22 protein-coding genes are annotated in these 26879 nt (G+C 70.6%); 15 read left to right on the forward strand and 7 right to left on the reverse strand.

Annotated features, from left to right (window positions below; translation table 11 throughout):
* Nucleotides 1–177: 177 nt before the first annotated feature.
* Together FPZ12_RS34210 and FPZ12_RS34215 are read right to left on the reverse strand one after the other, a co-directional pair.
* Nucleotides 178–1047, reverse strand: coding sequence for an LLM class flavin-dependent oxidoreductase (locus FPZ12_RS34210; protein WP_144760701.1), 870 nt, complete (start codon nt 1045–1047; stop codon nt 178–180).
* Nucleotides 1048–1064: 17 nt separating this feature from the next.
* Complete coding sequence (locus FPZ12_RS34215; protein WP_144760704.1) at nt 1065–2084, reverse strand: aldo/keto reductase; 1020 nt, start codon at nt 2082–2084, stop codon at nt 1065–1067.
* Nucleotides 2085–2225: 141 nt separating this feature from the next.
* Here FPZ12_RS34215 and FPZ12_RS34220 point away from each other — a divergent pair, with 141 nt between their 5' ends.
* Nucleotides 2226–2804 (forward strand): TetR/AcrR family transcriptional regulator, encoded by a 579-nt coding sequence (locus FPZ12_RS34220; protein WP_144760707.1) that lies wholly within the window; start codon nt 2226–2228, stop codon nt 2802–2804.
* Nucleotide 2805: 1 nt separating this feature from the next.
* On the opposite strand, the gene FPZ12_RS34225 is transcribed toward FPZ12_RS34220, so the two are convergent.
* Nucleotides 2806–3480: a TetR/AcrR family transcriptional regulator gene (locus FPZ12_RS34225; RefSeq protein ID WP_144760710.1), complete on the reverse strand. Its 675-nt coding sequence runs from the start codon at nt 3478–3480 to the stop codon at nt 2806–2808.
* Nucleotides 3481–3639: 159 nt separating this feature from the next.
* On the opposite strand from FPZ12_RS34225, the gene FPZ12_RS34230 reads away from it, so the two are divergent.
* Nucleotides 3640–5355: an MFS transporter gene (locus FPZ12_RS34230; protein WP_144760713.1), complete on the forward strand. Its 1716-nt coding sequence runs from the start codon at nt 3640–3642 to the stop codon at nt 5353–5355.
* Nucleotides 5352–6869 carry a long-chain-fatty-acid--CoA ligase gene (locus FPZ12_RS34235; RefSeq protein ID WP_144760716.1) on the forward strand — a complete coding sequence of 506 codons (1518 nt, stop codon included), beginning with the start codon at nt 5352–5354 and terminating at the stop codon, nt 6867–6869. Before FPZ12_RS34230 ends, FPZ12_RS34235 begins: the two co-directional genes overlap by 4 nt.
* A gap of 61 nt (nt 6870–6930) precedes the next feature.
* On the opposite strand, the gene FPZ12_RS34240 is transcribed toward FPZ12_RS34235, so the two are convergent.
* Nucleotides 6931–7596, reverse strand: a complete 666-nt coding sequence (locus FPZ12_RS34240; RefSeq protein ID WP_144760719.1) for an esterase/lipase family protein — start codon at nt 7594–7596, stop codon at nt 6931–6933.
* Nucleotides 7597–7724: 128 nt separating this feature from the next.
* Between FPZ12_RS34240 and FPZ12_RS34245 the strand changes: the two genes are divergently transcribed.
* Entirely contained in the window at nt 7725–10292 is a 2568-nt protein-coding gene (locus tag FPZ12_RS34245) for a helix-turn-helix transcriptional regulator (RefSeq protein WP_144760722.1), read from the forward strand.
* A 68-nt stretch (nt 10293–10360) separates the two neighbouring features.
* Here FPZ12_RS34245 and FPZ12_RS34250 read toward each other — a convergent pair whose 3' ends face one another.
* Nucleotides 10361–11620, reverse strand: a complete 1260-nt coding sequence (locus FPZ12_RS34250; protein WP_150980615.1) for a DUF6801 domain-containing protein — start codon at nt 11618–11620, stop codon at nt 10361–10363.
* Between the two features lie 309 nt (nt 11621–11929).
* Between FPZ12_RS34250 and FPZ12_RS34255 the strand changes: the two genes are divergently transcribed.
* From FPZ12_RS34255 to FPZ12_RS34305, 11 genes are all read left to right on the forward strand, one after another.
* Nucleotides 11930–13966: an AMP-binding protein gene (locus FPZ12_RS34255; RefSeq protein WP_144753455.1), complete on the forward strand. Its 2037-nt coding sequence runs from the start codon at nt 11930–11932 to the stop codon at nt 13964–13966.
* A 267-nt stretch (nt 13967–14233) separates the two neighbouring features.
* Entirely contained in the window at nt 14234–15409 is a 1176-nt protein-coding gene (locus tag FPZ12_RS34260) for a DUF6801 domain-containing protein (RefSeq protein WP_144753452.1), read from the forward strand.
* Nucleotides 15409–16191: an MlaE family ABC transporter permease gene (locus FPZ12_RS34265; RefSeq protein ID WP_144753449.1), complete on the forward strand. Its 783-nt coding sequence runs from the start codon at nt 15409–15411 to the stop codon at nt 16189–16191. Before FPZ12_RS34260 ends, FPZ12_RS34265 begins: the two co-directional genes overlap by 1 nt.
* A 49-nt stretch (nt 16192–16240) precedes the next feature.
* Nucleotides 16241–17035 carry an MlaE family ABC transporter permease gene (locus FPZ12_RS34270; protein WP_144753467.1) on the forward strand — a complete coding sequence of 265 codons (795 nt, stop codon included), beginning with the start codon at nt 16241–16243 and terminating at the stop codon, nt 17033–17035.
* A complete protein-coding gene (locus tag FPZ12_RS34275; RefSeq protein WP_144753446.1) occupies nt 17032–18213 on the forward strand; it encodes an MCE family protein in 1182 nt (393 codons plus the stop codon). Before FPZ12_RS34270 ends, FPZ12_RS34275 begins: the two co-directional genes overlap by 4 nt.
* Nucleotides 18210–19229 (forward strand): MCE family protein, encoded by a 1020-nt coding sequence (locus FPZ12_RS34280; RefSeq protein WP_144753443.1) that lies wholly within the window; start codon nt 18210–18212, stop codon nt 19227–19229. Before FPZ12_RS34275 ends, FPZ12_RS34280 begins: the two co-directional genes overlap by 4 nt.
* A complete protein-coding gene (locus tag FPZ12_RS34285; protein WP_144753441.1) occupies nt 19217–20215 on the forward strand; it encodes an MCE family protein in 999 nt (332 codons plus the stop codon). Before FPZ12_RS34280 ends, FPZ12_RS34285 begins: the two co-directional genes overlap by 13 nt.
* The gene (locus FPZ12_RS34290; protein WP_144753437.1) at nt 20215–21210 is read left to right on the forward strand and encodes an MCE family protein; all 996 of its coding nucleotides are present in this window, start codon (nt 20215–20217) and stop codon (nt 21208–21210) included. Before FPZ12_RS34285 ends, FPZ12_RS34290 begins: the two co-directional genes overlap by 1 nt.
* Nucleotides 21210–22211 carry an MCE family protein gene (locus tag FPZ12_RS34295; protein WP_144753433.1) on the forward strand — a complete coding sequence of 334 codons (1002 nt, stop codon included), beginning with the start codon at nt 21210–21212 and terminating at the stop codon, nt 22209–22211. The genes FPZ12_RS34290 and FPZ12_RS34295 overlap by 1 nt, the downstream gene beginning before the upstream one ends.
* Nucleotides 22212–23264 carry an MCE family protein gene (locus FPZ12_RS34300; RefSeq protein WP_144753430.1) on the forward strand — a complete coding sequence of 351 codons (1053 nt, stop codon included), beginning with the start codon at nt 22212–22214 and terminating at the stop codon, nt 23262–23264.
* Nucleotides 23265–23277: 13 nt separating this feature from the next.
* Nucleotides 23278–23820, forward strand: a complete 543-nt coding sequence (locus tag FPZ12_RS34305) for a hypothetical protein (protein ID WP_144753427.1) — start codon at nt 23278–23280, stop codon at nt 23818–23820.
* A gap of 285 nt (nt 23821–24105) precedes the next feature.
* Here the strand turns inward: FPZ12_RS34305 and FPZ12_RS34310 are convergent, their stop codons facing one another.
* The gene (locus FPZ12_RS34310; RefSeq protein ID WP_144753424.1) at nt 24106–25425 is read right to left on the reverse strand and encodes a PucR family transcriptional regulator; all 1320 of its coding nucleotides are present in this window, start codon (nt 25423–25425) and stop codon (nt 24106–24108) included.
* A 230-nt stretch (nt 25426–25655) separates the two neighbouring features.
* Nucleotides 25656–26861: a PucR-like N-terminal domain-containing protein gene (locus FPZ12_RS34315; RefSeq protein ID WP_243770185.1), complete on the reverse strand. Its 1206-nt coding sequence runs from the start codon at nt 26859–26861 to the stop codon at nt 25656–25658.
* Between the last annotated feature and the right edge of the window lie 18 nt (nt 26862–26879).

Below are 26879 nucleotides of genomic sequence, written 5' to 3' on the forward strand. Positions count from 1 at the left end.
GGGTGGGACCGAGCGTGGGCGAGGTGCCCCCCTGCGGCACGGGCGAACACCTCGATACGAGCGGGAGACACGCGCGCGGGGAGCCAATGTGCGCCCGCGAGGGGCCAACTCGGCGACGGGAGGGGCCAACATGCCCGCGGGAGGGGCAAAAACGCCGCGTGGACGCGGCCAGGCCGGTTAGCTCCACTCCTTGAGCACGTCGTCCGCGAGCCACCGCACCACGTGCTCCGGGTAGGGCGGCGTCAGGCCGAGGATCACGTGCGGGAAGCCGGCGTCGAGGGCTTCGGCGATCGCGTCCCGCGTGGAGCCGGGCCGGTCATAGGAGACCGGCAGGAAGATCGAGCGGGTGATCTCCGCCGGGTCGCGGCCGATCTCCGCGCAGAACCCGTCCAGCATCGCGCTCCGGCTGATCGCGTCCGCGATGTCGCCGCCAGGGATGTTCCACACGTCGGCGTGCTCGGCGACCACGCGCAGCGTCGCCTTCGCGCGGCCGCCGATCACCACCGGCGGATACGGCCGCTGCACCGGCTTCGGATTCCCGAACGCCCCGGCCAGCTTCACGAATTCGCCGTCGAAGTCGAACGGCTCGTCCTCCGTCCACAAGCGACGGATGACCGTCAGCGCCTCGGCCAGGCTCGCGACGGCATCTCCCGCGCCGTCGTAACGCAAACCGTGCGCGTCGTACTCGCGCCGGGCCATCGGCAGGCTCGGCCGCGAACCCGCGCCGATGCCGAACTCCAGCCGTCCGCCCGAAACCACGTCGACGGTCGCCGCGATCTTGGCGAGCATCGCGGGCGGCCGGAAGCGGTTGCTGGTCACCAGCAGGCCGAGCCGCAGCCGCCCGGTCTGGGCCGCGAGCGCCGAAAGCAGTGTCCAGCCCTCGAAAATCGGCCCGTCCAGGCTGCCGGCGATGGGCAGCAGGTGGTCGAACAGCCAGGCGTGCCCGATCTGCGGGATCTGGTCGGCTTCCCGCCACACTCGCAGGACCTCGTCGTAGCCGGCCTGCATCGGCGCCGTCATGATCCCGAACGACGGTTTCCCGTTCATACCAACGGATCCTCTCTCTAGCGGCGACGCAGGGACGCGTCGAGCAGCGCGGGCGGGGTGTCGATCTTCTCCTCCGGGGCGAGGTCCAGGCCGGGGGCGACGATCTCGTCGACGGCGTCCAGCACGTCGGAGGACAGCACGGTGTCCGCTGCCGCCAGCTGCGAGTGCAGGTGGTCCAGCGTGCGGGGGCCGATGAGCGCGCTCGTGACGGCCGGGTGCGCGGTGACGAACCCGAGCGCGAGCTGGATCATCGTCAGCCCGGCGTCGTCGGCGACCTTGGCCAGCAGCTCGACGGCGTCCATCCGCGCGCGGTTGGCCGGGAACGACAGGTCGAAGCGCTGGGGGAGCAGCGTGGAACGGTGCGTGGAGATCTCGCGGTCCGCGCGCACGGCGCCGGACAGCCAGCCCGAAGCCAGCGGGCTCCACGCCAGCACGCCGAGCCCGTACTCCGCGGTCACCGGCAGCACGTCCTTCTCGATCCCGCGCTGCAGGATCGAGTAGCTGGGCTGCTCGGTGACGTACCGGCTCAGCCCGTGTTCGCGCGCGGCCCACTGGCCTTGCACGATCCGGTAGGCGGGGAAGGTGGACGAGCCGAAGTAGCGGATCTTCCCGGCGCGCTGGAGATCGGTCAGCGCGGACAGGGTCTCCTCGTCGCTGGTCGCCGGGTCCCACCGGTGGATCTGGTAGAGGTCGACGTGGTCGGCGCCGAGGCGGCGCAGGCTGTTGTCCAGTTCGGTGACCAGCCAGCGGCGCGAGGCGCCCTGGCGGTTGCCGCCTTCGCCCATCGGCAGGCCGGCCTTCGTGGCCAGCACGACTTCGTCCCTGCGGCCGGCGATTGCCTTGCCCACCAGGGTTTCCGACTCGCCGGCGCTGTAGAAGTCGGCGGTGTCGATCAGGTTGACGCCGGCTCCGAGCGCGGCGTCCACGATGGCGGTGGCGTCGTCCTGCGTGGTGCGGCCGTTCGCGCCGAAGTTCATCGCGCCGAGCGCGAGGGTGCTCACCTGGACGCCGGTGCGCCCGAGGGTGCGGTACTGCATGAGGGGTCTCCTCCGGACGGGATGAAAGGATCACGGGCGGTGGTGCCCGGCAGGGTGGCCTGGCATCATGGGTAACCGGAACCGTGCTCCACCTAATATACGGAGCAGTGTTCCGCTTGGCAAGTGCTAGGAGGACGGCGCATGGCGGACGGGAAAGAGGAACGCGCCCCGCGCAAGCGGGCCGACGCGCGGCGCAACGAGCAGAACCTGCTCGACGCGGCCGCCGCCGTGTTCGTCGAGTCCGGCGTGGACGCGCCGGTCCGCGAGATCGCCAAGAAGGCCGGCGTCGGGATGGGCACGATCTACCGCCATTTCCCGACCCGCTCGGACCTCGTGATCGCGGTGTTCCGGCATCAGGTCGACGCCTGCGCGGAGGCGGGCCCGGTGCTGCTGGCGGAATGCGCCACGCCGTACGAGGCGCTGGTGCGCTGGGTCGACAAGTTCGTCGACTTCCTGATCACCAAGCACGGGCTGGCCGGGGCGATGCAGTCGGGCGACGCCCGGTTCGGGCCGCTGCACGCCTACTTCCTGGAGAACCTCGAACCGGTGTGCGCGAAACTGCTCGAAGCCGCCGCGGACGCCGGTGAGGTGCCGCGGGACCTGGCGCCTTTCGCGCTCCTGTACGCCATCGGGAACCTGTGCGCCGGGGACGGCAACGACCCGCGCTACGACACCCGCCGTCTCGTCGGGTTCTTCGTCGCCGGCCTCCGCGAGCGCTGACTCAGGTCCAGGGCTTGCCCGCGAGCAGGGCGAGATGCAGTGACACCAGCGTGTCTTCGAGGTCCGGCAACGCCGGGTGTCCATTGTGGACGGCCGCGCGGACCAGTTCGGTGGTGGCGCCGACGGCGGCGTGGAACGCCTCCGGCGGCACGGCGGGCACGCTCGGGTCGAGACGCCGGGCGCGCCGGTGCCAGCTCTCGTTCAGCAGCGCGTACGCGTGCTGCGCTTCGACCGAACGGCCGATCGCCATCGGGCCCGCCCCGGGCAGTTCGAGGTAGAACACGCGCGCGAACTCGGGCTCGTCGGTGAGGAACTCCAGGAACGCCCGGCAGGACACGCGCAGCACTTCCTCGGGCGGCGTTTCCGGGGGCAGCGCGTGGGTTCTCGCCCGGATGTGGCCGATCAGCAGCTGCCGTCCGTGCAGCGCGGCCTCCAGCAGGCAGCCGGCCTTGTCCGTGAAATGCGCGTAGAACGCGGCCCTGGACACCTTCGCCCGGCTGACCACTTCCGCGATCGTCAGGTTGGGGTAGCCGTTCTCCGCGGCCGCGGAGATGATCGCGCGGATGAGCCGCTCGCGCTGGGCGGCGCGCACCGCGTCGGCGGGCAGGCTCGCCCGTCCCCGCGGCAGGCCCGGACTGCGCTCGTGCGTCCGTGCCAGTGATCCCTCTTGCTTCATCAGGCCCCTCGCTTCTAAAGTACCCGTTCGTACCTCTGAAGACCGGCAAGTGACGGGACAAACGGACAGGCCGAGCGTAACCGCAGTTCGCGCGGGCGACGGCCCGGCCGTGGACGCACCCGGGGTTCTCGACGAAGCGAGCCGAAGGAGGCGGTCGTCATGGCCGCAGGCGTCACGGACACCGAAATCCGGCCGGAAGGCGGCGGGGGTCTTTCCCGCCTGCTCTGGCACCGGCAGCTCGATCACTATCCCGGCACCGCGCGGCGCTTCACGTGCCTCGCGATCGCGGTGCTGGCGACGATCGTGCTCTACTACGAGCTCTACGTCCCGGGCGCGGTGTCTCCCGCGATCATGGCGCATTTCGGGATGTCCTTCTCCACCTACGTCTACATCACCGCGCTGGGCAACTTGATCGGCGCGTTCGCGTCACTCGTGGCCGGGCTCGCCGACCGGTGGGGCCGCGCGAACCTCGTCGTCTACGGGCTCGCGGTCACCGGGCTGCTGGTGCTGTTCGGGCTGCCCAACGCGCCCAACGGCGCGGTCTTCGCGGTGCTGTTCGTGTTCGTGGCGTTCGTCGAAGGCATCATCCTCGTCGCCACGCCCGCGCTCGTGCGCGACTTTTCCCCGCAGCTGGGCCGCGCCTCGGCGATGGGGTTCTGGACGCTCGGCCCGGTCGTCGGCAGCCTCGTGCTCGCCGAGGTCTCCAGCCACACCGTCGACGCGCTTCCCGCGTGGCAGAGCCAGTTCGTCATCTGCGGGATCGTCGGGCTGGTCATGTTCGTGATCGCGCTGTTCGGGCTGAAGGAGCTCTCGCCGCGGCTGCGCGACCAGCTCATGGTCAGCATGCGCGACCGCGCTCTGGTCGAGTCCCGCGCCAGGGGCATCGACGTCGAGGAGGGCCTGCGGCACCCGTGGCGGCAGATGCTGCACCTGGACATCATCGGCTCGGCGTTCGCCATCGCGGTGTTCCTGATCATCTACTACACCGCGGTCGGGTTCTTCACCGTCTACTTCACGACGATCTTCGGCTTCTCGCTCGCCGACGCGAACGGGCTCGGGAACTGGTTCTGGGCCTTCGACGCGGTCGCGCTGATCGCCGTCGGCATCGCGTCCGACGCGCTGCGGGTGCGGAAACCGTTCATGGTCGTCGGCGGGGCAGGCGCGATCGTGATGACGCTGATCTTCGCGTCGCGCACGTCCCATCCGGATACCGGGTACTACACCTTCGTCTGGATCATCAGCCTGCTCGCGGTGTTCATGGGCATCGCGTACGCGCCGTGGATGGCGAGCTTCACCGAGACCGTCGAGCGGCGCAACCCCGCGCTCACCGCGACCGGGCTCGCCGTGTGGGGCTGGATCGTGCGGATCGTGGTGGCGGTTTCGGTTGCCGTGCTGCCGTTCGTGGTCAGCTCGATGTCGCCGCTGGTGGAGCACGGCACGAAAGTCTCGGAGCTGAGCGCCGAGTACGCCCCGCAGCTGCGTACGCTCGCCGCCGTCGACCCCGCGACGCAGGCCGCGCTGAGCGCGAACCCGGCCGACCCGGTCGCGGGAGCGCGCGCCGTCGGCGAGATCGCGGCGGCGGAGAAGATCACCCCGGCCGAGGCGACCGCCCGGCTGCGGGCCGTGGCCGCGATCCCGGCGGAGGATCTGGCCTACCTCTCCGAACACGGGCAGTCCGTCAAGGACGCCGCCGCGGCGACGCCGGGCCAGTGGCAGAACTGGTGGTGGGTCTGCGTGGGCGGTGAGGTCGTGTTCCTGCCCCTGATCCTCGTGATGGCAGGCCGGTGGAGCCCGCGCCGCGCCAAGGAGGACCTCGAACGGCACGAAGCCCAGGTGCAGCGCGAACTCGAAGCGCTGCGAGAAGGAGGAAAGTGAGTTTCAACCTTGCCACTATGCTGACCGAATCCCGGTCGGGCAGCCCGGACAAACCGTTGTGTCACTTCGGCGATCTCACGTTCAGCTACGCGCAGGTCGACGAAATCTCGGGGCGGGTGGCGGCGAGCTTACGCGGGCTCGGCCTGGCGCGCGGCGACAAGGTCGCCGTGCACCTGCCGAACCTGCCGCAGTTCCTGTTCAGCTACTTCGGGATCCTCAAGGCCGGACTGGTGATGGTGCCGCTGAACCCGTTGCTGCGGGCCGCGGAGATCGCCTACCACCTCGAGGACTCCGGCGCGAAGGTGCTGGTGACTTATCAGTCCTTCGCCGCCGAGGCGGTGAAGGCGGCGTCCGAAGTGGACGGTGTGACGACGTTCGTGGTGACGCTGCCGGGTTCGGATCAGCCGCTCGACGGCACCCGCCATTACGACGAGCTGTACGCGGCGGAGAACACCGGGGACGTCGAGCCCGCCAACGCCGACGACACGGCGGTGCTGATCTACACCAGCGGCACGACGGGGCACCCGAAGGGCGCCGAACTCACGCATTTCCAGCTGTACATGAACTGCACGGTCAGCGGTGAGCTGTTCGGGTTCCAAGACGATGACATCGGGGTGGCGGTGCTGCCGCTCTTCCACGTCTTCGGCCTGTCCAGCGTGCTGAACGTCTGCGTGCGCTTCGGCGGGACGATCGTGCTCATTCCCCGGTTCGAGGCCGGGACGGTGCTGGACGCGATCGAACGCCACCGCTGCACGGTTTTCGCCGGGGTACCGACGATGTACTACGCGCTGGCGCACGAGGATCTGACCGGGCGCGACGTGTCCAGCCTGCGTGTCGGTTCGTCCGGCGGGGCGGCGATCCCGGGCGAGACCATCCGGCTGTTCGAGGAGAAGTTCGCCGGCGTCGTGATCCTGGAAGGCTACGGGCTTTCCGAGACCGCGAGCACCACCACCTTCAACATCAGCGCCGAGCAGCGGAAGGTCCTCTCCATCGGCAAGCCCATCTGGGGCGTGCAGGTGCGTGTCGTCGACGAGGACGGCACCCCGCTGCCGCCGGGGCCGGACAACGTCGGCGAGATCGTGATCCGCGGGCACAACGTGATGAAGGGCTACCACAACCGTCCCCAGGAGACGGCCGAGGCGTTCCGGGGCGGCTGGTTCCACACCGGGGACCTCGCCTACGCCGACGAGGACGGCTACCTGTTCGTCGTGGACCGCAAGAAGGACCTGATCATCCGCGGTGGGTACAACGTCTACCCGCGCGAGATCGAGGAGGTGCTCTACACGCACCCGGCGATCGGCGAGGCGGCGGTGATCGGGCGTGCCGACGACAAGCTCGGCGAGGAGGTGGTCGCGATCGTCAGTCCCGCCTCGGACGCCCCGGTGGACACCGCCGCGGTGATCGAGTACTGCCGTGAGCGGCTCGCGTCCTACAAGTACCCGAGGGAGGTGCGTGTCGTCGCGGAGCTTCCCAAGGGCCCGACCGGGAAGATCCTCAAGAAGGAGCTTCGCTGAGTCCTTGGTACGCAAGGGAAAGCGGGGCCGTCCTGCCGGGCGGCCCCACCGTCCACTGTGCTCAGCTGGCCAGGAAGGTCCGGACCGCGTTGAGCACGCTCGTGTCGGTCAGGTACCCGATGTGGGTCTGGCACACCACGTAGTTGTTGGCCGCGCCGTTGAGCGTCGTGCTGGTGTAGGGGATGATCACGCCGTCGCAGGGGGAGTACCAGGTCGCGTACTTCGTCGCCCCGGGCGTCTCGTCGCCGGACGTGACCGTGGTGATGAAGGACGAACCGGGGTACATCTCCTGGCAGGACGTGTAGATCAGGCAAGCCGAGGCGTAGGTCGTGCCGTGGTTGGCGCCCGCGATCGAGGCCAGGTGCCCGACGTTGGCCGTGCCGCCCAGCTCGTGCAGGTACCAGTCGCTGACCAGCCCGCCCATCGAATGGTTCACGATGTCCACTTTGGACGCGCCGGTCTTCTGCTTGACCTGGTTGATGTAGCTCGCCAGGCCCTGCGCGCTGGTCTTGTTGGACTGGGACCAGTTGTACTCGTAGGCGTAGAGTTCGTTGCTGCTGTAGCCGTTCGCGAGGAACAGGGACTCCGCGGTGGCCCAGTTGGACGCGCTGCCGGTGTACCCGTGCACGAACACGACCGGGTTGTGCGTGGCGGCATGGGCCGGCGCGGCGCCGAGGCCGAGGACGAGCAGCGGGAGCGCGAGCAGCGCGCCGATGAAGCGACGCATGGAACCTCCTCGTTGAGGGACAGGGGTTTTCCAGTGTCGCGGCGGGAAGTCACGGGGACATCGGTGAAATGGCCAGTCGGGCACCGGTGCCCCTTCCGTGCGGAGAGCGGAATCGGCACCATGAAAGCATGTTCGGCGAAAAGGTGCTGGGCCGCGACCGGGAGCTGACGCGGCTGCGGGAGGCACTGGAGCTGGCGCGCGGCGGCCAGGGCACGGCGATCGCGATCGTCGGCGGCACCGGGCTGGGCAAGACCACCCTGCTGTCCGCGCTCGTGCCCGGCGACCTTCCGGTGTGGCGGACCTGTGGTGAGACAACGGAAACCTCGCTCCCGCTGGCCGGGCTGCACCGTCTGAACCGGACCCTGACCCCGGCGCTGCCCGGGGGCCGGTTCGCCCGGTGCGTCGCGGTGCACGAGAAGATCGCCGCCGCCGGGCCGTTGCTGTGCCTGATCGACAACGCCGATCTGCTCGACGAAGCCTCACGCGAAGTGCTGACGTTCGCCGCGCGCCGGCTTTCCGGGCTGCCGGTGCTGATGGTGTTCACCGCCCGCGAAAGCCTCGGCGGGATCACCGAAATCCGGCTCGGGCCGCTGGAACCCGAGACCAGCGCCCGGTTGCTGCCGAACGAACCGGAGCTCGTGGAGCTGGCTTCGGGTAACCCGCTCGCGCTCGCCGAGTTCGGCCGCCGCGCCACGCTGCCGCGGCACAGCAGGCTGCGCGTGGCGATCCGCGCCCAGCTGCGTGATCTTCCCGATGCCGCAAGGACATTCGTGCTGATGGCGGCGCTGGACGACCGGCTGGAGGTCGACACGCTGGTGCGCGCGGCGGCCGAGGCGGATCTGGACCTGCGCGCGGTGGAGGCGGCCAGGGAAGCGGGCCTGCTGACCGTGGACGGGGACGCGGTCACGCTGGCCGACGAGCTCGTCCGGTATCTGGTGCGCGCGGAAATGGCGCTGGTGGACCGAAGAGCGACGCACCGGCTCCTCGCGAGCGTGCTCGATCCCGAGCGGCACAAGCTGCGGCGCATCTGGCACCGGCTGGCGCTCGCGGGCGGCACGGAAACGGCGGAGCTGACGGAAGCCGCGGCCTCGGCCGCCGAGGCGGGGGAGCATCTGGCTGCCGCGGACGCGTACGAGCGCGCGGCAGAGCTGACGCCGCAGCGAAGCCTGAAGGCGCGGCACCTGCTCGCCGCGGCCGACGACTGCATCCTCGCGGGACGGCCGCACCGGGCACGGGTGTTGCTGCGCCGGAGCCGTCCGCTGCTCGACACCGCCGAGCTGCGGGGCCGCACGGATCTGTTGCACGGGCAGATCGAGCTGCACACCGGAATGCCCGCGGTGGCGGCACAAACCTTGGTCACGGCGGCGGACCTGCTCGCCTGCCCCGACCGCGAGGCCGCCGTCCGCGCGCTGATGCTGGCGGGCGAAGCGAGTTGCGTGGCCGGGGATTCGGAGCGGTACTTCGCGATCGCCGCGCACGCGGCGGGGATGCGTCAGCCCGACGACCCGCCCGCGATCCGTTTGGTGCTGGACCATTTCGCCGGGATGTCCGCGTCGTTCGCCGGCTCGCATTCACGGGCGGCGGGGCCGTTGCGCCGCGTCGTGGGCCTGGCCGAGGTGGTGGGGGACCCGGCCGCGAAGATCTGGGCGAGCCAAGCCGCGTACACCCTCGGGGACGCCGCGAAGGCGCATGAACTCGCCGTCGCCGCCGTGACCGGCGGGCACGCCGCGCTCGTGCCGTGGGCGCTGGTGTACGTCTCGATCACGGAACTGTTGCAGGACAGGCTTTCCTCGGCGCTGGCCAGTTCCGAGGAAGGCGTGCGGCTCGCGAAGTCGCAGGGACAGCCCAATGCCGCGATCGACCACCTGACCTTGCTGGCGCTGGAAGCCGCGCTGCGCGGCGACGGCGAGACGACGCGATTGCGGCTCGACGCGGCCGCACGCGATGTGGCGCAACGGGGTTTGGGCAGGCCGGGCGCGTGCAGCTCGTGGGCGTCGGCGTGCGTGGACCTGGCGGACGACCGGCCGGAGGACGCGCTCGACCGGTTCCGGCTGATGGCGGCGGGAGCCGGGCCGGTGCATCCCGGCATCCGGGCGATGGCCACCCCGCATTTCGTCGAGGCCGCCGCGCGCTGTGGCCAGCGGGCGAAGGCGCGCGCGGCGCTGAAACCGTTCGAGGACTGGGCGCGTAGCACGGGAAGCGCGGCGCGGCTGGCGTTGGCGCACCGCTGCCACGCGCTCCTGGCAGGCGACGATCCCGAGGCGGACGAGCACTTCCGGGCCGCGATCGAGTTGCACCGCACCAGTCACACGGCGTTGGAGCTGGCGAAAACCGAGCTGTTCTACGGGTACCGCCTGCGCCGCAACCGGAAGAACCGCGCGGCGCGGGAACTTCTGCGTGACGCGTGGAAGATCTTCCGGCACTACGACGCCCCGCGCTGGGCGGACCGCGCGCAGGCGGAACTGCGGGCGGCGGGGGAGTCGGTGCCCCAGCCGGACCAGGACGCGCAGGCGAGCCCGGCCGAGCTGACGCCGCAGCAGCTGCAGATCGCGCGCCTCGTCGCGGAAGGCGCGACGAACCGGGAGGTGGCGGCGCAGCTGTATCTGAGCCCCCGCACGGTGGACCACCACCTGCGGAACATCTTCGCGCGGCTCGGGGTTCGGTCGCGGGTGGAGTTGACGGGGATGCTCAAGTAACCCCTTGAGCGACAAGGAAAAGCCCGCCCCCGCACGGGGGACGGGCCGGTCGCACCTCCTTTACCGGGTCACGAGGTCTTCGGGGTCAGGGTGACGTCGATCGTGTTGCCGTCGCCGGTGGCGAGCGCGCTGATCAGGTCGTTCAGCGCCCCGCAGCCCTTGAGCTTCGCGATCGAGTACGTGCCGGTGAGCGCGCCGCCCGCGAGCGGGTCGAATCCCGCGCCGGACTTCAGCGCGATGTCCGAGGGGCTGGAGGTCTGGCAGTTCGGCGTCTTGCTGATCGGGAAGCCGAACACCTTCACCACGGGCAGCTTGATCGTGGTCTTGCTGTCCGAGCTGAGCACACCGCCCGCGAGCGTTCCGGTGGTCTGCCCCTCCTGCGCGAACCGGGCGTTGGCGGTGATCGGGATGAACTTGAACAGCGAGGCCTTGATCGTCGCCGGGTCGAGCGTCAGGTCCGCGGTGAACGCGCCGGTGGCGAGGTCGAGGTTCGCGTCGATGCCGCCGGTGAGCGGGACCGTCGCGCCCAGGCTCTTCAGTTTCGTCGAGCCCTTCAGCGCGTAGCCGTAGGCGATCCCGCCGCCACCGGGCTCCGAGGTGGTGGGCTCGGTCGTCGTGGGCTCGGTGGTCGTCGGCTCCGTCGTGGTGGGTTCGGTCGTGGTCGGCTCGGTGGTCGTCGGTTCCGTGGTGGTCGGTTCCGTCGTCGTGGTGCCGCCCTGGATGTCGATCGTGGCGAGCGTGTTGTTCTGGCCGGCGACCTGGGTGCACGCCGAGTCGAAGGTGCCGAGCCCGGTGTCGGTGCCGTCGGCCTTCTTCGGGTGCAGGGTCAGGTTGATGTCCCCGACCGTGATGGTCGCCGTGCCGGCCTGGGTGAAGGTCAGCGAAGGCGCGGAACCGGTGGCCGTCACGTCGAAGGTGCCCGAGGCGGGAACCGGGGTGACCGGGATCGTCGCGGGCACGGTCACGGGGATGGTGGCTTCCGGCGCGGTCACGGTGGAACCGGCCTGAGCGCTGCCTTCCACGGTCGCGGCACCGACGAGGGCGAGGCCCTGGGTCGCGGTGGCCGGCACCGTCGAGACAGTGGTGACGTCGAACGCCGGGGTCGGTTCACCGACGGTCGCCGTCGCCGGGACGTCCGCGCTGATCTTGACCGACAGCTGCTGCGTCCCGATCAACGGAAACGGGCAGCTGTAGTTCAGCGTCAGCGAAACCGGGGCGGCGGAACCCGTGCCCGCGCCCAGCAGGACGGCGGTGACCGCGGTTCCGGCCACCACAAGGCCGGAAGTGGCCGCGGCGGCCCATTTCTTCGTTCTTCTTCGATTGCTCACACTGCTCCTCCGGGGTATCTGCGGTGATACTCGGACCAATTGAGGAATGGGTGCTCCGGCTGAGCTACCGGTGAGTAAGCTAAGCCCGGGAAAAGCGATTCGCAAGGCGCGGGAAAAAGCGCGGAACGAAGTTGTCACCGCGCCCAGCGCCCGCCCGGCCGGGACTGGCATCCGGCCGCTAACCCGGCGGGCCCGGCGGCCGCGGGCACTCACCGGCGCGGCGAGAAGCTCACCGGTTCCCGGCCCCGGCCCGGGAAAAACCGCCCGATTCGTTGACCATCCGCCAGAAGTCTCCGTAGGTTCGGCAGAATGCCTGACTGCGTGACCTTCGAGGAGGACCTCGGCCACCCCAGGACCGACGTCTGGAAGATGATCGCCGCGCCTGAGCTGTACCCGCGGTTCTTCCGCGGCGTCGGGGCCTGCGACCGGCTCAGCGGCTCCGGCCGCGGGGCCCGGTACCGCCTGCGTGCCAACATCTGCGGCGAGGCCGTCGAGCACGAGCTCCGTGTCCTGCTCAGCCGCCGCGACGAGCAGTTCGTGCTGGACAGCGACCCGGACACGGCGGGCTGCATCTCGGTGCAACTCGTCGACGCGGGCCCGGGCCGCACCACCGTGAAATGCATCTTCTTCCGCCCCGCCGGCGGTTCCCGGCTGACCGCGAACGAGTTCCGGCACTGGGTGCGCGACGGACTGGCCAGGATGGGCCGTTATCTCGCGGGCGATCCGGAGCCGCTGCCCGCCGCCCGCCCGGCCGGTGCCCTGCAGGTGGCGAACACCTTGGTACAGGCCGGGATCCTGCTCCCGTCGAGGCCGGACAAGGTGATCCGCCAGATGCGCGCGCTCGCGCGCTGGGGCGCGACGCTCGCCGGGGGCTACACGGCCGCGGCCGCCCGGGAACCCAAGGGCGTCGCGGTGATCGACGAGGACGGCGAGGAGCGCACGTTCGCGGAGCTGTCCCGGCGGGCGGACAGGCTCGCGTCGGTATTGGAAAAGATGGGGGTGGGCGACGAGCGCAAAGTGGCGCTGCTGGCCCGCAACCACGCCGCGTTCGTGCACGTCCTGCTGGCCTGCGGGAAACTCGGCGTGGACGTGCTGCTGCTGAACACCGGCCTCGCCGAGCCGCAGGTCACCGATGCCGTGCGGCGTCAGGGCGTGCGGGTGCTGATCGCCGACGACGAGTTCACGCCACTGCTGGTCAACCTGCCCGAATCCGCCGCCTGGCTCAGTTCCGGCACGCTCGACGCGCTCATCGACCAGGCTGAGGACGCGACCTTCGAGCCGCCCGAGAAGCCGGGCAGGCTGGTGGTGCTCACTTCGGGTACCACGGGCACGCCGAAGGGCGCGCGCCGCCCGACGCCCAAGGGGCTCGGCGCCGCCGTGGCGCTGCTGTCGCGGATCCCGCTGCGCGTCGGGGAGCGGATGCTGATCTCGACGCCGCTGTTCCACACCTGGGGGCTTTCCGCGCTGCAGGTCGGCATGCCGCTGCGGGCCTGCCTCGTGCTGCAGCGCCGGTTCGACGCCGAGGAATGCCTGCGCGCGATCGAAGAACACCGGGTGACCACGATGTTCGCGGTGCCGGTGATGCTGCAGCGGATGCTCGCGCTGCCACCGGAGGTGCGCGAGGAGTACGACACCTCGAGCCTGCGGATCGTGGTCAGCAGCGGCTCGGCCCTGCCCGCGGCGCTGGTCACCGGGTTCATGGACGCGTTCGGCGACGTGCTCTACAACTTCTATGGCTCCACCGAGGTTTCGGCCGCCGCCGTCGCGACCCCGGAAGACCTGCGCACCGCGCCGGCGACGGCAGGGTACCCGCCGCTGGGCTCCCGCCTCGCGGTGCTCGGCCCGAGCGGGGAACCGTTGCCACCAGGGGAAATCGGCTGGATCTACGTCGGCAACGACCTGCTCTTCGACGGCTACACCGACGGTTCGCGCCGCGAGATCCGGCACGGGCTGATGGACACCGGCGATCGCGGTTACCTCGACGCGGACGGGCGGCTGTTCGTCTCCGGCCGCAACGACGACATGATCGTCTCCGGCGGCGAGAACGTGTTCCCGCGCCCGGTGGAGGAGGCGCTGGCGACCCTCCCCGGGGTGCTCGACGCGGCGGTGATCGGTGTGCCCGACGACGAGTACGGGCAGCGCCTTGTCGCGTTCGTCGTCGCGCATCCGGCGGCCCGCCTCGACGAGGACGTGGTGCGCGACTACCTCCGTCATCGCGTCGCGCGCTTCGCGATGCCGCGTGAGGTGATCTTCATCGACGAGCTGCCGCGCACGCAGACCGGGAAGGTGCTCAAGCGCGTGCTGTTCGAGGACGGCTGGCTGGCGGGCAACAGCCGCTTCGGGTAGGCCCCTGGCCCGCGGCGGAGGGTGCGGACCGCGCCCTCCTGGCAAACCCGCCCGCGGCTGACAGAAAACGCTTACCCGGCCGCTGACGAAACTGTCAAAAACACCGGCGACCACGATTCCCGTGACAACACCGGAAACGCCGGCACGCAGTTTCGTGACAAGAATCCCGGCTATTTCCGGAACTGCCGGAACGATCATTGTGGGCGGGAACTACGCGCCGGTAACGTCGCCCGGGTCCAGCATTTTCTCGTTCCCGGGATTCCGTTGATGCGTTTCGTTTCCGCGCCCCGCGCCGTCGTCGCCGTGGCGGGCCTGGCCGCCGTGGCGGCGGCCCTGCTGCCCGCGGTGCCCGCTGCCGCCGGGCCCGCGTCGAGGGCGGGCACCAGCGCGTGCGGGAGCACCTCGGTGCCGGCGTCGTTCAGCGCCACTTTCCCCGACTCGGTCGCCGCTGGTACCCAGGTGGTGGCCTCGGGCCCCGCGGTGACGCTCGTGATCCCCGCCGACGCGGTGACGGCGCTCCGAACGGCGGGCGGCACCACGGTCGACGCCTCCGCCGCGGTGAGCCTCACCGTGTCGCGGAACGGGGCCGGTACGGCGCTCCAGGTGTCCGGACTGTCCACAACGGACATCGCGCTGCCGGAGTCCGGGGACCTGCGGATCACCCTCACCGGCGCGGTGCCCGCGTTCGCGGTGAGCGCGCAGGCCACCGTCGCGCTGGCCTCGCTTACGCCGAAGATCGTGGTACACCAAGGGGAAACGACCCAGGACCTGGGCTGCGCGGCCGATCCCGCCGCAGCCGGGGACCTCGCCACGATCGCCGTGACGAGTACCGCCACCGCCGCGCCCGCCATCCCGGCAATCCAGGCCGCCGCCGAGGACGCGGCACCGCTGCTGACCGCGCATTTCCGGGTGGACACCACCTCGCGGATCGCCAAACTCGGCTCGGATCTGGTGGCGGGCAACGGAACCTTCGACGCCGGGCTCTACACCGGCCAGGTCGCCAACACCGTCGACATCCTCGGCGACCTCTCCCTGCCGCGCGCTTCGGGCTACTTCATCGCGTTCCGCTTCATGCCGGTCACCAGCGACATCGAGCTGCCCCAGGCGGAGCGGGCTGCGGGCAGCGCGGACATCACCAACGGCGTGTTCACGCCCACGATCGACGTCACCGCGAAGGTGGACCTGGTGCTCACGAACGTCAAGGAGGACGGCGTGCCCCTCGAAGTCGGCAGCCACTGCCGGACCGGCTCGCCGCTGGTCTTCCGGCTGCGGGGCCGGTCCGATCTCACCCCCGGCGCCCGGAGCACGATCCAGACCACCTTCGACATCCCGCCGTTCACCGGCTGCGGGGTGAAGGAGGACCTCGATCCCCTGCTGACGGGCCTGATTTCCGGACCGGGCAACACGCTCACGACCGTGCTCACCTCGACGGGGATCGGCTGATGGCGACCCCGGTCACCGCCGCCCGCGGCGCCGTCGGGCAGTTCGGCCAGCTGTTCGCGCTGGGCGCCGACGTGCTCGTCGCGATGTTCCGCCGTCCCTTCGCGCTGCGCGAGTTCGTGCAGCAGTTCTGGTTCGTGGCCAGTGTTTCCCTCCTCCCGGCGGCGCTGGTGTCGATCCCCTTCGGCGCGGTGATCACGTTGCAGCTGGGGTCGTTGACCACGCAGCTCGGCGCGGAGGCGTTCGACGGCGCGGCCAGCGTGCTCGCGGTGATCCAGCAGGCGAGCCCGATCGTCACCACGCTCGTCGTCGCGGGCGCGGGCGGTTCGGCGATCTGCGCGGAACTGGGCTCGCGCACCATCCGCGAGGAGATCGACGCGATGGAGGTCATGGGCGTCTCACCGGTGCAACGGCTGGTCGTGCCGAGGGTGCTCGCGGCGACCGCGGTCGCGGTGCTGCTCAACGGGATGGTCAGTTTCGTCGGGGTGGCCGGGGGCTACGTGTTCAACGTGCTCGTGCAGGGCGGCACCCCGGGCGCGTTCCTGTCGAGTTTCTCCGCGCTGGCGCAGCTTCCGGACCTGTGGGTGGGGGAGATCAAGGCGGTCGCGTTCGGCTTCCTCGCCGGGCTCGTCGCCGCCTACCGCGGACTGAACCCCAAGGGCGGCGCCAAAGGCGTCGGGGACGTGGTGAACCAGTCCGTGGTGATCACGTTCCTGCTGCTGTTCTTCGTGAACTTCGTGATCAGCGTGCTCTACCTGCGGCTCGTGCCGGCGAAGGGAGCCTGACGTGACGACTCTCGGCGGAAAGCACCGGCTGCTCGACCCGCAGCGCCCGATGAACGCCTTGGCGCGCCTGGGCGATCAGCTCATCTTCTCCCTGCGCGCGCTCGCGTGGGTGCCGAGGACGCTGACGCACTACTTCCGGGAAGTGGTCCGGCTCCTGGCCGAGGTCGCGTTCGGCAGCGGGGCGCTCGCGGTGATCGGCGGGACGATCGGCGTGATGGTGGGCATGTGCGTGTTCACCGGGACCGTGGTGGGGCTGCAGGGTTTCTCGGCGCTGAACCAGATCGGCACGTCCGCTTTCGCCGGGTTCCTCTCCGCCTTCTTCAACACCCGCGAGATCGCGCCGCTGGTGGCCGCGCTCGCGCTCTCGTCCACCGTCGGCTCCGGGTTCACCGCGCAGCTCGGCGCGATGCGGATCGCCGAGGAGATCGACGCGCTCGAGGTGATGGCGATCCGCAGTATGCCCTACCTCGTCACCACCCGGATCATCGCCGGGTTCGTCGCCATCATTCCCTTGTACATCATCGGGTTGCTCACCTCGTACCTCGCCGCGCGCACCACCACGGTGTTCGTCTACGGCCAGTCCGCGGGCACCTACGACCACTACTTCAGCCTGTTCCTGCCGCCGGGCGACGTGCTGTGGTCGTTCGCGAAGGTGCTCGTGTTCAGCATCGCGATCATCCTGACGCACTGCTTCTACGGCTACCGCTGCGGCGGCGGCCCGGCCGGGGTCGGCGTCGCGGTGGGGCGTTCGGTGCGCACCTCGATCGTCGTGGTGAGCATCCTCGACCTGTTCCTGAGCTTGGCGATCTGGGGCTCGACCATCACCGTGACGGTGGCCGGATGACCAGTGGGCGCGCCAACTTCGCGTACCAGGCGCTGGGCCTGGTGTTCCTCGCCGTGCTCGCCGGGATGGGCTGGCTCGCGGTGAAGATCTACGACAAGTCGTTCTCGGACTACGTTCCCGTGACGCTGCGGGCCGACCGCGCCGGCACGCAGCTGAAGGAGAACGCCGACGTGAAGGTGCGCGGGATCGTCGTCGGCTCGGTCCGCGGGGTCACGATCCGGCCGGGTGGCGTCGACGTGGACCTCGCGCTGGATCCGGGCAAGGTGGCCCGGATCCCGCGCGACGTGTCGGCCCGGCTGTTGCCCAAGACGCTGTTCGGGCAGCGCTACGTCGCCCTGGTGCTGCCCGGACAGCCCGCCACGTCGGCGAAACTGACCGCCGGGGACGTGATCCAGGAGGACCACAGCGAGTCCGCGATCGAGCTCGAACAGGCGCTGCGCGACCTGCTGCCGGTGCTGCAGGCCGTGCAGCCGCAGAAGCTTGCGAGCACGCTCGGCGCGGTTTCCCAGGCGCTGGAAGGAAGAGGCGGCACGCTCGGGCAGACCCTGGTGACGCTCAAGGACTATCTGGGCAGGCTGAATCCGGAGCTGCCGCAGCTGCAGTCGGTCATCACGAAGTTCGCCGACACCGTGAGCACCTACCAGACCGCGGCCCCGGACCTCGTCGACGCGCTCGGCGATCTGCGCTCGACAGCCACCACGCTGAGCCGGCAGCGCACCGACCTGCAGGCGTTGTTCGCGGACGTCACCGACGCGTCGGACGACACGCGCAAGTTCCTTGATACCAACAGTTCCACGGTCATCGGGCTGACCGCGACGAGCGAACCGGTGCTGCGGCTGCTGGAAAAGTACGCCCCGGAGTTCCCCTGCCTCACCGACGCGGCCGTGCAGCTGACGCCGAAGCTGGACAAGGCCCTCGGCGTCGGCACGGACGAGCCCGGGCTGCACGTGGAGCTGAAAGTGCGGCCCGCGCCCGCGAACCGCCAGGCGGTCACCACGACCGGCGGCCCGAAGTGCTACTCCAGCGGCTCGCCCGCACCCATGAACACCCCGGCCGAACAACAGCTGATCGACGAGCTGCTGGCCATGGCCGAAGGCACGACTCCGGACGAGATCCCGGGCTGGAGCGGCCTGCTGATGGGCCCGCTGCTGCGCGGCGCGGAGGTGACGCTGAAATGAGGGGACTCGCCTCGCCACTGGTGAAAGGGCTGCTGTTCCTGGTGATCACCGTGCTGGCCACCGGGTTGCTCGCCGCCACCATCGCGAACCAGAGCGGGGGCGCCGCGGTCAGCTACCGCGCGCGGTTCACCGACGTCACCTCGCTCAACACCGGGGACGACATCCGGATGGCGGGGGTACGGATCGGCCAGGTCGAGGCGATCAAGCTCGTCGACCGGCGTTTCGCCGAAGTCACGTTTTCCGTCGAGGCCGGCCGGAAACTGGCCGGCACGGTGGAGGCGTCGGTCAAGTACCGCAACCTCATCGGCCAGCGCTACATCGCGCTCGACCAGGGCACCGGGGACCTCCGCGTGCCCCTGTCCGCGGGCGGGCTGATCCCGGTCGAGCGCACCCGGCCCGCGCTCGATCTCACCGCGGTGTTCAACGGGTTCAAGCCCCTGTTCCAGGCGCTCTCGCCGGACGACGTCAACCAGCTCGCCCAGGAGATAGTCCAAGTGCTGCAAGGAGAAGGCGGCACGGTTTCGGACCTGCTCAAGCACACCGCGTCGCTGACGTCAAGCCTCGCCGACCAGGACCAGGTGATCGGCCAGGTGATCACGAATCTCAACGCCGTGCTCGACCGCGTCAACGCGCACGACGCGCAGCTGCGGCAGGTCCTCGACGCGACCCAGCAGCTGGTGTCCGGTCTCGCCGCGAACGCGAAACCGATCGGCGCGGCGATCGAGGGCATCGGCGAGCTGGCCGCCAGCACCGCCGGGTTGCTGCAGGACGGGCGCCAGCCGTTGCACGACGACGTGGACGCGCTCGGCCGGCTCTCGAAGACGTTGGGGGACAACACTCCCGAGTTCGAGAAGTTCCTGGACAACCTGCCGCGAAAGTACGAAGCGCTCGGCCGCACCGCCTCCTACGGCGCCTGGCTGAACTTCTACCTGTGCGAAGTCAGCTCCGACGCGACCCCCGCGCCCGGGGGAGGCGCGGTCGGCGTGCCCGTCACGGAGGCGAGGTGCCGCTCGTGAAGTCCTTCCGCTCGCGCAACCCCGTTCGCGTCGGTGTGGCGGGTGGCGTGCTGCTGCTCGTGCTCGGCCTGCTCACGCTGTTCTGGGAGGACCTGCCTGGGATCGGCGGCGGGCACACCTACACCGCGGAGTTCGGGGAAGCCGCCGGGCTGAAGTCCGGTGACGAGGTCCGGATCGCCGGCACGAAGGTCGGCGAGGTGACGTCGGTGTGGCTGGACGGCGACCACGTGAAGGTCGGGTTCAAGGTGTCCGGCGCGTGGGTGGGTGACCAGAGCGTGGTCGCGATCCGGATCAAAACGCTGCTGGGCGCCAAGAACCTGGCCGTCGACCCGCGCGGCGACCACGACCAGGACCCGGGGAAGCCCATCCCGCGCGGCCGCACCGTGACCCCGTACGACGTCACCGACGCGTTCGGCGACCTCGCGACCACGGCGGGCCGGCTCGACACCGACCAGCTCGCGGACAGTTTCCGCACCCTGTCCCAGACGTTCTCCGCCGCCACCCCGGACGACGTCAGGTCCGCTTTGGACGGTCTCTCCTCGTTGTCGCGCACCATTTCCTCTCGGGACACCGAGCTGAAGCAGCTGCTGGCGAACACCGCGGCGCTCAGCGGCACCGTCGCGCAGCGAACCGATCAGCTGGCCAGGCTGATCGCCGACGGGAACGTGCTGCTGGCCGAGTTCCAGCGCCGCCGCGACTCGATCACCTCGCTGCTGCGGGGAACCCAGGACCTGGCGCGGCAGGTGCGTGGCCTGATCCAGGACAACGAGGCGCAGCTCGGCCCCGCGCTCGCCCAGCTCGACCGCGTCACCGATGTGCTGCAACAGAACCAGGGCAACCTCGACCGCAGCCTCAGCCTGGCGGGTTCGTTCTACCGGCTCGTCGGCGACGCCATCGGCAACGGGGACTGGATAGACACCTATATCTGCGGTCTCGTCAGCGGCGGCGGGAGCTGCCGGCCGCCGAAGCCGGGAGGGGGCGGCTGATGGCCATCCGACGCTGGGCGCGGGTCACCGCCGGGATCGTGATTCTCGCGACGATGGCCGCCGCGATCGTGGTCCTGGTCCGCGACAACACCCGCGGCCGGACGCTCACCGCCTACTTCAGCGCGGCGGTAGGCATCTACGCGGGCTCCGAGGTGCGCATCCTCGGCGTCCCGGTCGGCACCGTGGATTCCGTCGTCCCGCAAGGAAAACAGGTCCGGGTCGGAATGACCGTCGACGGCGACGTCGCGGTCCCCGCGAACGCCACCGCGGCCGTGGTCACCCCGAGCCTGGTGAGCGACCGTTACGTGCAGCTGTCCCCGGTGTACAAGAGCGGGGCGCGGCTCGCCGACGGCGCGGTGATCCCGGCGGACCGCACCGCGGTGCCGGTCGAGATCGACCAGCTTTTCGAGAGCCTCGACAGGCTCACCACCGCGCTCGGGCCCGACGGGTCCAATAAGGACGGTGCGCTCAGCGACCTGCTCAGCAGCGCGTCACGGGACCTCGACGGCAACGGTGCCCAGCTCGGCGACATGATCCGCCAGCTGGGCCAGGCCGCGACGACCCTCTCGGAATCGCGGGACGACGTGTTCGCCACCGTGGACAACCTGCAGAAGTTCACCGCCATGCTGGCCGGCAGCGACGAGCAGGTCGGCCGCTTCGCCGACCTGCTCTCCCAGGTTTCCGGGTACCTGGCCGGGGAACGGGACGCCTTCAGCGGCGCGCTCGACCAGCTGGCCGGGGCGCTGGGGGACATCCAGCGGTTCATCCAGGACAACCGCGGCCGCGTCAAGTCCAATGTGGACAAGCTGGCCGGCACGACGCAGCTGCTGGTGAACCAGCGGAACTCGCTGTCCGAGGCGCTCACCGCGGCACCCCAGGCGCTGGACAACCTGCTCGCGGCGTACGACCCGGGCAGCGCCACCGTGTACACGCGGGCCGATCTCAACGAGTACAGCATGGGCGACCCCGCGCTGCCGCTGGGGAGTGGGAACTGATGGCGCGCAAGGCGATCCTGCCCGGGGTGGTGCTCGTGCTGGCCACCGTCACCGGCTGTTCCTTCGGCGGCCTCTACGACACGCCCCTGCCCGGCGGCGCCGACCTCGGCGACCACCCATACCACGTCACGGTCGCCTTCGCCGACGTGCTGGACCTCGTGCCGCAGTCGGCGGTGCAGGTGGACGACGTGCCGGTCGGGCGGGTGGAGCGGATCGGTCTGTCCGCAGACGGGCGCACCGCGGAGGTCACCCTCGCCATGAACGGCACCGTGCACCTGCCCGCGAACGCGACGGCGGCACTGCGCCAGTCGAGCCTGCTGGGGGAGAAGTTCGTCGAACTCGCACGCCCCACCGACGAGCAGCCCGAGGGCACCCTGGCCGACGGGGCGAACATCCCGGTCACCCGCACCAACCGCAACCCGCAGATCGAGGAGGTGCTGGGCGCGCTGTCGATGCTGCTCAACGGCGGTGGCGTGGGCCAGCTGCAGCAGATCACGCAGGAGCTGAACAAGGCGCTCTCCGGGCGTGAGCCCGATGTGCGGGAACTGCTCACCAACCTCGACACGTTCGTTACCGGGCTCGACGCCCGCCGCGGCGACCTCGACCGCGCGCTGTCCAATGTGGACCAGCTGGCCGGTTCGCTGGCCGGGCGCGCGGACGAGATCAGCGGGGTGCTCACCGACCTCGGCCCCGGCATCGACGCGCTCGCCCAGCAACGCGACCAGCTGGTGACCATGCTCGGCTCGCTGCACGACCTGTCCGGCGTCGCGGTCGACACGATCGAGCGCGGCAAGGACGACCTGCTGGCCGATCTGCGCGCGCTGGAACCGACGCTGCGGCAGCTCAACCAGGCGGGGCAACAGCTTCCGCAGGCGATGGAGCTGCTGCTGACGTTCCCGTTTCCGGATTCGGCCCTGAACGCGGTCAAGGGCGATTACCTCAACCTCTTCCTCGACTACCACGCCCGGACCGGGCCGCCGCTGCCGCTGGGAGGCGACTAGATGCTGACGCGCAGGATCCGGCTGCAGGTGATCGTGTTCGTGCTGCTCGCGCTCGCCGGGGTCGCCTACGTCGGTGCCCGCTACGTCGGCCTCGACCGGCTCCTCGGCGGCGGCGGGTACGTGGTGAAGGCCGAATTCGCCGAAGGGGGCGGGGTTTTCACCAACGGCGAGGTGACCTACAACGGCGTGCCGATCGGCCGGGTCGGCGAGCTGCGGCTCACCGCCACGGGCATCGAGGCGGAGCTGCGGATCGACTCCGGGACCCCGCCCGTGCCCTCGGACGTCGAGGCCGTGGTGACCAACCGGTCGGCGGTGGGGGAGCAGTACGTCGACCTCCGCCCGAAACGCGGTGGCGCGCCTTATCTTTCCGGCGGCGCGACGATCCCGCAGGCCGACACCGCGTTGCCGCTGCCCAATTCGCGGCTGGTGGTGGACCTGGACAAACTGGTTTCCTCGGTGCCGCGGGACGAGCTGCGCACCGTCGTCGACGAGGTGTACCTGGCCACCGAGAACACCGGGCCCAGCCTGCAGGCCCTGCTGGACTCCGGGTCCGCGTTCGTCCAGGACGCCTCGGCGCATCTGCCGCAGACGCTCGACCTGATCGAGGACGCGAACACCGTGCTGTCCACCCAGATCGCCAGCTCCGACGCCATCAAGTCGTTCGGTACCAACGCGAAACAGGTGGCCGCCACCCTGCGCGACGCCAACGGTGACGTGCGCACCGTGCTGACCCAGGCGCCCGCCGCGGCCCAGCAGGTCAGCGCGCTGCTGCAGGAGACCGGGCCGGGGCTGACGACGTTGCTGGCGAACCTGCTGACCACGTCCCAGGTGCTGCTGACCCACGAGGGCGGGGTCGAGCGCCTGCTCGAAGCGGCGCCGCAGGCGGTCGACGTCGGCGGCAAGGTGCTCACCGGGGACGGCGCGAGTTTCGGCCTGGTGACCACGTTCTTCTCCCCGCTGCCGTGCACCGCGGGCTACGGGGGCACCCAGTACCGCGACGGCCTGGACACGTCTCCGGCGCCGTTGAACACCGCCGCCGGCTGCCGGCGCTGAAGGGAGAAACCCGATGAGACAACGCTTTCTCGCCGGTGCGCTGGCGCTGGCGTTCCTGGTCGCGGGCTGTGGCGGCCAGGCGAAGAATGCCCAGGAGGAGAACGGCCCGGCGATCACGTGGTCGGATCACGTGTGCGAGGTGGTCCGCGCGGGCGGGGTGAGCCTCTCGCAGCTGCCCGCCGTCGACCCGTCGGCCCCCGCGAAGGCGAAGGACAGCCTGGTCGTCTACCTCGGTTCGCTGTCGGACGCGCTGACCCGGCTTTCCGCCGGGATCACGAAGGAAGGCGCGCCGCCGGTGAACGACGGACAGGCCACTTTGGACCGCGCGATGACCACCCTGAACGCCACGAAGTCCAGTGTGGACACCGCGAAAACGAAACTGGCCACGGCGGCGGTCACCGACCAGGCCACCTTCGAAGCCGCCGTGAGCGACGCCAGCACCGCCTTCGCGAAGCTGGGCAGCACGGAGGGCCCGACGAAGGACCTCAAGGACAACCCGGAACTCGCCAAGGCCTTCGGCAAAGCCCCCAACTGCCGGAACCTCGACGGCGCCTGACCCCTCACCCCGGCGCCCCGCGCGGCGGCGCGCTCGGCGCGCGCGTGTTGGCCCTCCCCGCTGGCGTGTTGGCCGCCCGCGTTGATGTGTTGGCCGCTTGCGTTGGCAAGTTTGCCCGCCCCGCGCGTGTTTGCCGCGCACGGCGACGAGTTGGCCCCCCGCGTTGGCGTGGTGGCCCTCGGCGGTGGCCAACTCGCGTGCGGGAGCAGCCAACATGCCCGCGGGAGCAGCCAACATGCCCGCGGGAGCAGCCAACACGCCAGCGGGAGGGGCCAACACGCGGGATCAGGGGTTGAGCAGCTGTTGCGCGCGTAGGGCGATCTCGAGGTTCGACCGGCTCTCCGGGTCGTTGAGGCGGTCGCCGAAGAGTTGCTCCAGCTGGCGCATCCGGTACCGCACCGTCTGCGGGTGCACGCCGAGGCGTTCGGCCATGTCCGGGGCCGTGCCGCTGGACTGCAGCCACGCCAGCAGCGTCAGGCTCAGGCGCGTGCGCTGCTTCTCGGTCAGCCCGCGCAGCGGGGCGAGGCAGCGGCGGATCAGTTCCCGGATCAGGAACTCGTCCGAGAGCAGCCACAACGTGGCGAGGTGGTCGGTCGCGCTGGTGACCGGGCCGGCGTCGATGACCGAACGGGTGGCCAATTCGATCGTGCGGCGCGCCCAGCGCAGCGACAGCGCGGCGTCGTTGAGCGGGACCGTGGGGCCGATCGCCGCGCGCCAGCCGAGCAGCGCGCTCTCCAGCTCCGCAGGCGGCAGCAGTTCGGGGGCGGCGAGCAGGCAGGGTTGCGGGCCTTCGAGGTCCACCAGGATTTCGTGGTCGAGCGTAGGGGGCTCCAGCTGATGCTGGTCCGGGCGCGGCTCCAGCGCCACGGCGACGACCCGCTCGGGCAGCTTCCACCCCGCGGTCACGGCGAGCGCCGCGATCGCCTTGGGGGAGGCGGGCGGATCCACCAGGATCAGCTCCAGGAGCTGGCGTCTCTGCCTCGCCCTGGTACCGGCCGCGCGGGCCTGCGCCGCCGCGTACCCCTGCAGCGACAGCGCGGAAATCTCGTCCACGTAAGAAAAAATCGCCTCCGCGCCGACGCACAGGAACTCCGTCGACAGGCCCAGCGACTGCGCCACCGTGGCGATGTAGCGCCATGCCACGCGCCCGCCCACGCGGTACGCGGTCTGCAGCTGGTTCAGCGTGCGGCCCTCGCTGAACTCCACCTTGCCGAGGTGGTGGAACAGCGTGATCCAGCTTTCCTGCGGCGCCGCCGGGTTGCCGAGGTTGTCGAGCGCGTGCAGCACGGCCTCCTGCACGCCCTGCACGATCGTCTTCCCGAACGGCCCTTCCAAGGGCCGCGCGTATTCCGGCACCGCGAGCTGGATTTCGCGCAGGATCTCCCGCGCCATCGCGTCCGCGTGCGGGCGGAACGCGCGGGCCAGCTCACGCGGCAGCGAGGCCCACAACCTGCTCGCGCGGCCGATCCCGGTCGCTACCTCCACGGCGGGGTCCCGGCGTGGCCGCGCGGGGAAACCCGCCGGACGCGGCTCACCGCGCGGGGACCTTCCCGGGGCGTTCTTCCGCACGCCCGGCTGCTGCCGGGTACCGGCATCGGTGGTCATGGCTAACCTCGGATCGCAACGAAAACTGGCGTCGCCGCCGTCGCGGCAGATCGGGTTTTCCGTTCTGGGGCACGATATTCGGTACATCCCGGGAGGAACAACATGTCACCGGCTCCCCGGCTTGGCAAGGATCCGTTCCGGGGCGGAGTAACGGGCCCGGGCGAACGGCCCAGGCAGGTGCACGAAGGTGACACCGCCCGGCGACGGGACCTGCCCGCGGCTGACAAAAATCACGGATCGCCCGCCCGCCCCAGGAGTTCGACCCGCAACGCCAGCCGCATCCCGAAACGGGCGTCCCCGTCGTCGAGCCTGCCGCCGAACAGCTCACGCAATTGGTGCAACCGGGCGCGCACGGTCTGCGGGTGCACCTGCAGCCGCTTGGCGATTTCCGGTGCCCCGCCCCGGGTTTCCAGCCACGCCAGCAAGGTTTCGCCCAGTCTCCGGCGCTGTTTGTCGCTGAGCGAGTCCAGCGGCTCCAGCGCGCGCCTGCTCAACTCCGCCGCCAGGAACTCCTCACCACCGAGCCACAACCGCGCCAGGTGGTCCACGCACCAGACGATCGGCGCCTCCGGGGTGCCGGCGCCGAGCCGGCGCAGCGCGCGGCGCGCCAGCCGATGGGCGGCCGCGGCGTCGGCGAGCGGCACGGTGGGGGAAACCGCCGCGCGCCAGCCGTTCCAGCGTCCGGTCAACGGCATCAGCTGGCCCTTGGGGTGGGTGGTCAGCAGGCAGGGCTCGCTGCTCTCCAAATCGACGAGCACGTCGTCCTCCAGCAGCTCCACCGGGAACTCGCCGGCGCCACTGGTGCGCTCCAGCGCGACCACCGCCGTCTCGGCCGGGAGCGCCCAGCTCGCGCCACGCGCCATGCCGTCCAGCGTCGCGGCGCTCGTGCGGCGGCCGGACAGCAGCAGCTCCAGCAGCTGCTTGCGGCGGCGCTCGATGGTGCCGCTGGCGAGGGTCTGGGTCTCGCTGTAGCCCTCCAGCGCGGTGGCGGAAAGCGCTTCCACGTACGCGAAGATGATCTCCGCCGCGTGCGCCAGCACCTGCGGCGACGCCCCGGCCCGGCGGATCACCGGCGCCACGTACTGCCACGCCACCCGCGCCCCGATGCGCGCCGCGGCCTGGAGTGAGTCGAGGCTGCGGCCCTCGATGAACTCCAGTCTGCCGCGGTTGCGGAACAGCTCGACCCAGTCGTTGTGCGGCATATCGGGGTTGCCGATGCTGTCGATCACGTGCAGCACGGCCTGTTCGATGCTCTCGGCGAGCGCCTTGCCGAACTTCCCGGTGAGCGGCCGCGCGTACGCGGGCACCGAGCGCTGCACCTCGTGCACGATCGCCGCGGCTATCCGGCCCGCGTGCGGCCGGAGCTGCACGGCGAGCCAGCGGGGTCCCGAGGCGAGCAGTTCGGCGTTGCGGTTCTCCAGCAGAGCGCGGCCCACCTTTCACGACGTCGGGAG

Source organism: Amycolatopsis acidicola (genome assembly GCF_007713735.2).
Classification (GTDB): domain Bacteria; phylum Actinomycetota; class Actinomycetes; order Mycobacteriales; family Pseudonocardiaceae; genus Amycolatopsis_E; species Amycolatopsis_E acidicola.

What these genes read in the sequence shown, in the direction of transcription:
- FPZ12_RS34275 (WP_144753446.1), top strand. Translation starts at nt 17,032, where the DNA reads ATGACCAGTGGGCGCGCCAACTTCGCGTACCAGGCGCTGGGCCTGGTG.
- FPZ12_RS34265 (WP_144753449.1), top strand. Translation starts at nt 15,409, where the DNA reads ATGGCGACCCCGGTCACCGCCGCCCGCGGCGCCGTCGGGCAGTTCGGC.
- FPZ12_RS34295 (WP_144753433.1), top strand. Translation starts at nt 21,210, where the DNA reads ATGGCGCGCAAGGCGATCCTGCCCGGGGTGGTGCTCGTGCTGGCCACC.
- FPZ12_RS34270 (WP_144753467.1), top strand. Translation starts at nt 16,241, where the DNA reads ATGAACGCCTTGGCGCGCCTGGGCGATCAGCTCATCTTCTCCCTGCGC.
- FPZ12_RS34290 (WP_144753437.1), top strand. Translation starts at nt 20,215, where the DNA reads ATGGCCATCCGACGCTGGGCGCGGGTCACCGCCGGGATCGTGATTCTC.
- FPZ12_RS34245 (WP_144760722.1), top strand. Translation starts at nt 7,725, where the DNA reads ATGTTCGGCGAAAAGGTGCTGGGCCGCGACCGGGAGCTGACGCGGCTG.
- FPZ12_RS34280 (WP_144753443.1), top strand. Translation starts at nt 18,210, where the DNA reads ATGAGGGGACTCGCCTCGCCACTGGTGAAAGGGCTGCTGTTCCTGGTG.
- FPZ12_RS34260 (WP_144753452.1), top strand. Translation starts at nt 14,234, where the DNA reads ATGCGTTTCGTTTCCGCGCCCCGCGCCGTCGTCGCCGTGGCGGGCCTG.
- FPZ12_RS34240 (WP_144760719.1), bottom strand. Translation starts at nt 7,596, where the DNA reads ATGCGTCGCTTCATCGGCGCGCTGCTCGCGCTCCCGCTGCTCGTCCTC.
- FPZ12_RS34220 (WP_144760707.1), top strand. Translation starts at nt 2,226, where the DNA reads ATGGCGGACGGGAAAGAGGAACGCGCCCCGCGCAAGCGGGCCGACGCG.
- FPZ12_RS34255 (WP_144753455.1), top strand. Translation starts at nt 11,930, where the DNA reads ATGCCTGACTGCGTGACCTTCGAGGAGGACCTCGGCCACCCCAGGACC.
- FPZ12_RS34305 (WP_144753427.1), top strand. Translation starts at nt 23,278, where the DNA reads ATGAGACAACGCTTTCTCGCCGGTGCGCTGGCGCTGGCGTTCCTGGTC.
- FPZ12_RS34230 (WP_144760713.1), top strand. Translation starts at nt 3,640, where the DNA reads ATGGCCGCAGGCGTCACGGACACCGAAATCCGGCCGGAAGGCGGCGGG.
- FPZ12_RS34310 (WP_144753424.1), bottom strand. Translation starts at nt 25,425, where the DNA reads ATGACCACCGATGCCGGTACCCGGCAGCAGCCGGGCGTGCGGAAGAAC.
- FPZ12_RS34215 (WP_144760704.1), bottom strand. Translation starts at nt 2,084, where the DNA reads ATGCAGTACCGCACCCTCGGGCGCACCGGCGTCCAGGTGAGCACCCTC.
- FPZ12_RS34210 (WP_144760701.1), bottom strand. Translation starts at nt 1,047, where the DNA reads ATGAACGGGAAACCGTCGTTCGGGATCATGACGGCGCCGATGCAGGCC.
- FPZ12_RS34225 (WP_144760710.1), bottom strand. Translation starts at nt 3,480, where the DNA reads ATGAAGCAAGAGGGATCACTGGCACGGACGCACGAGCGCAGTCCGGGC.
- FPZ12_RS34300 (WP_144753430.1), top strand. Translation starts at nt 22,212, where the DNA reads ATGCTGACGCGCAGGATCCGGCTGCAGGTGATCGTGTTCGTGCTGCTC.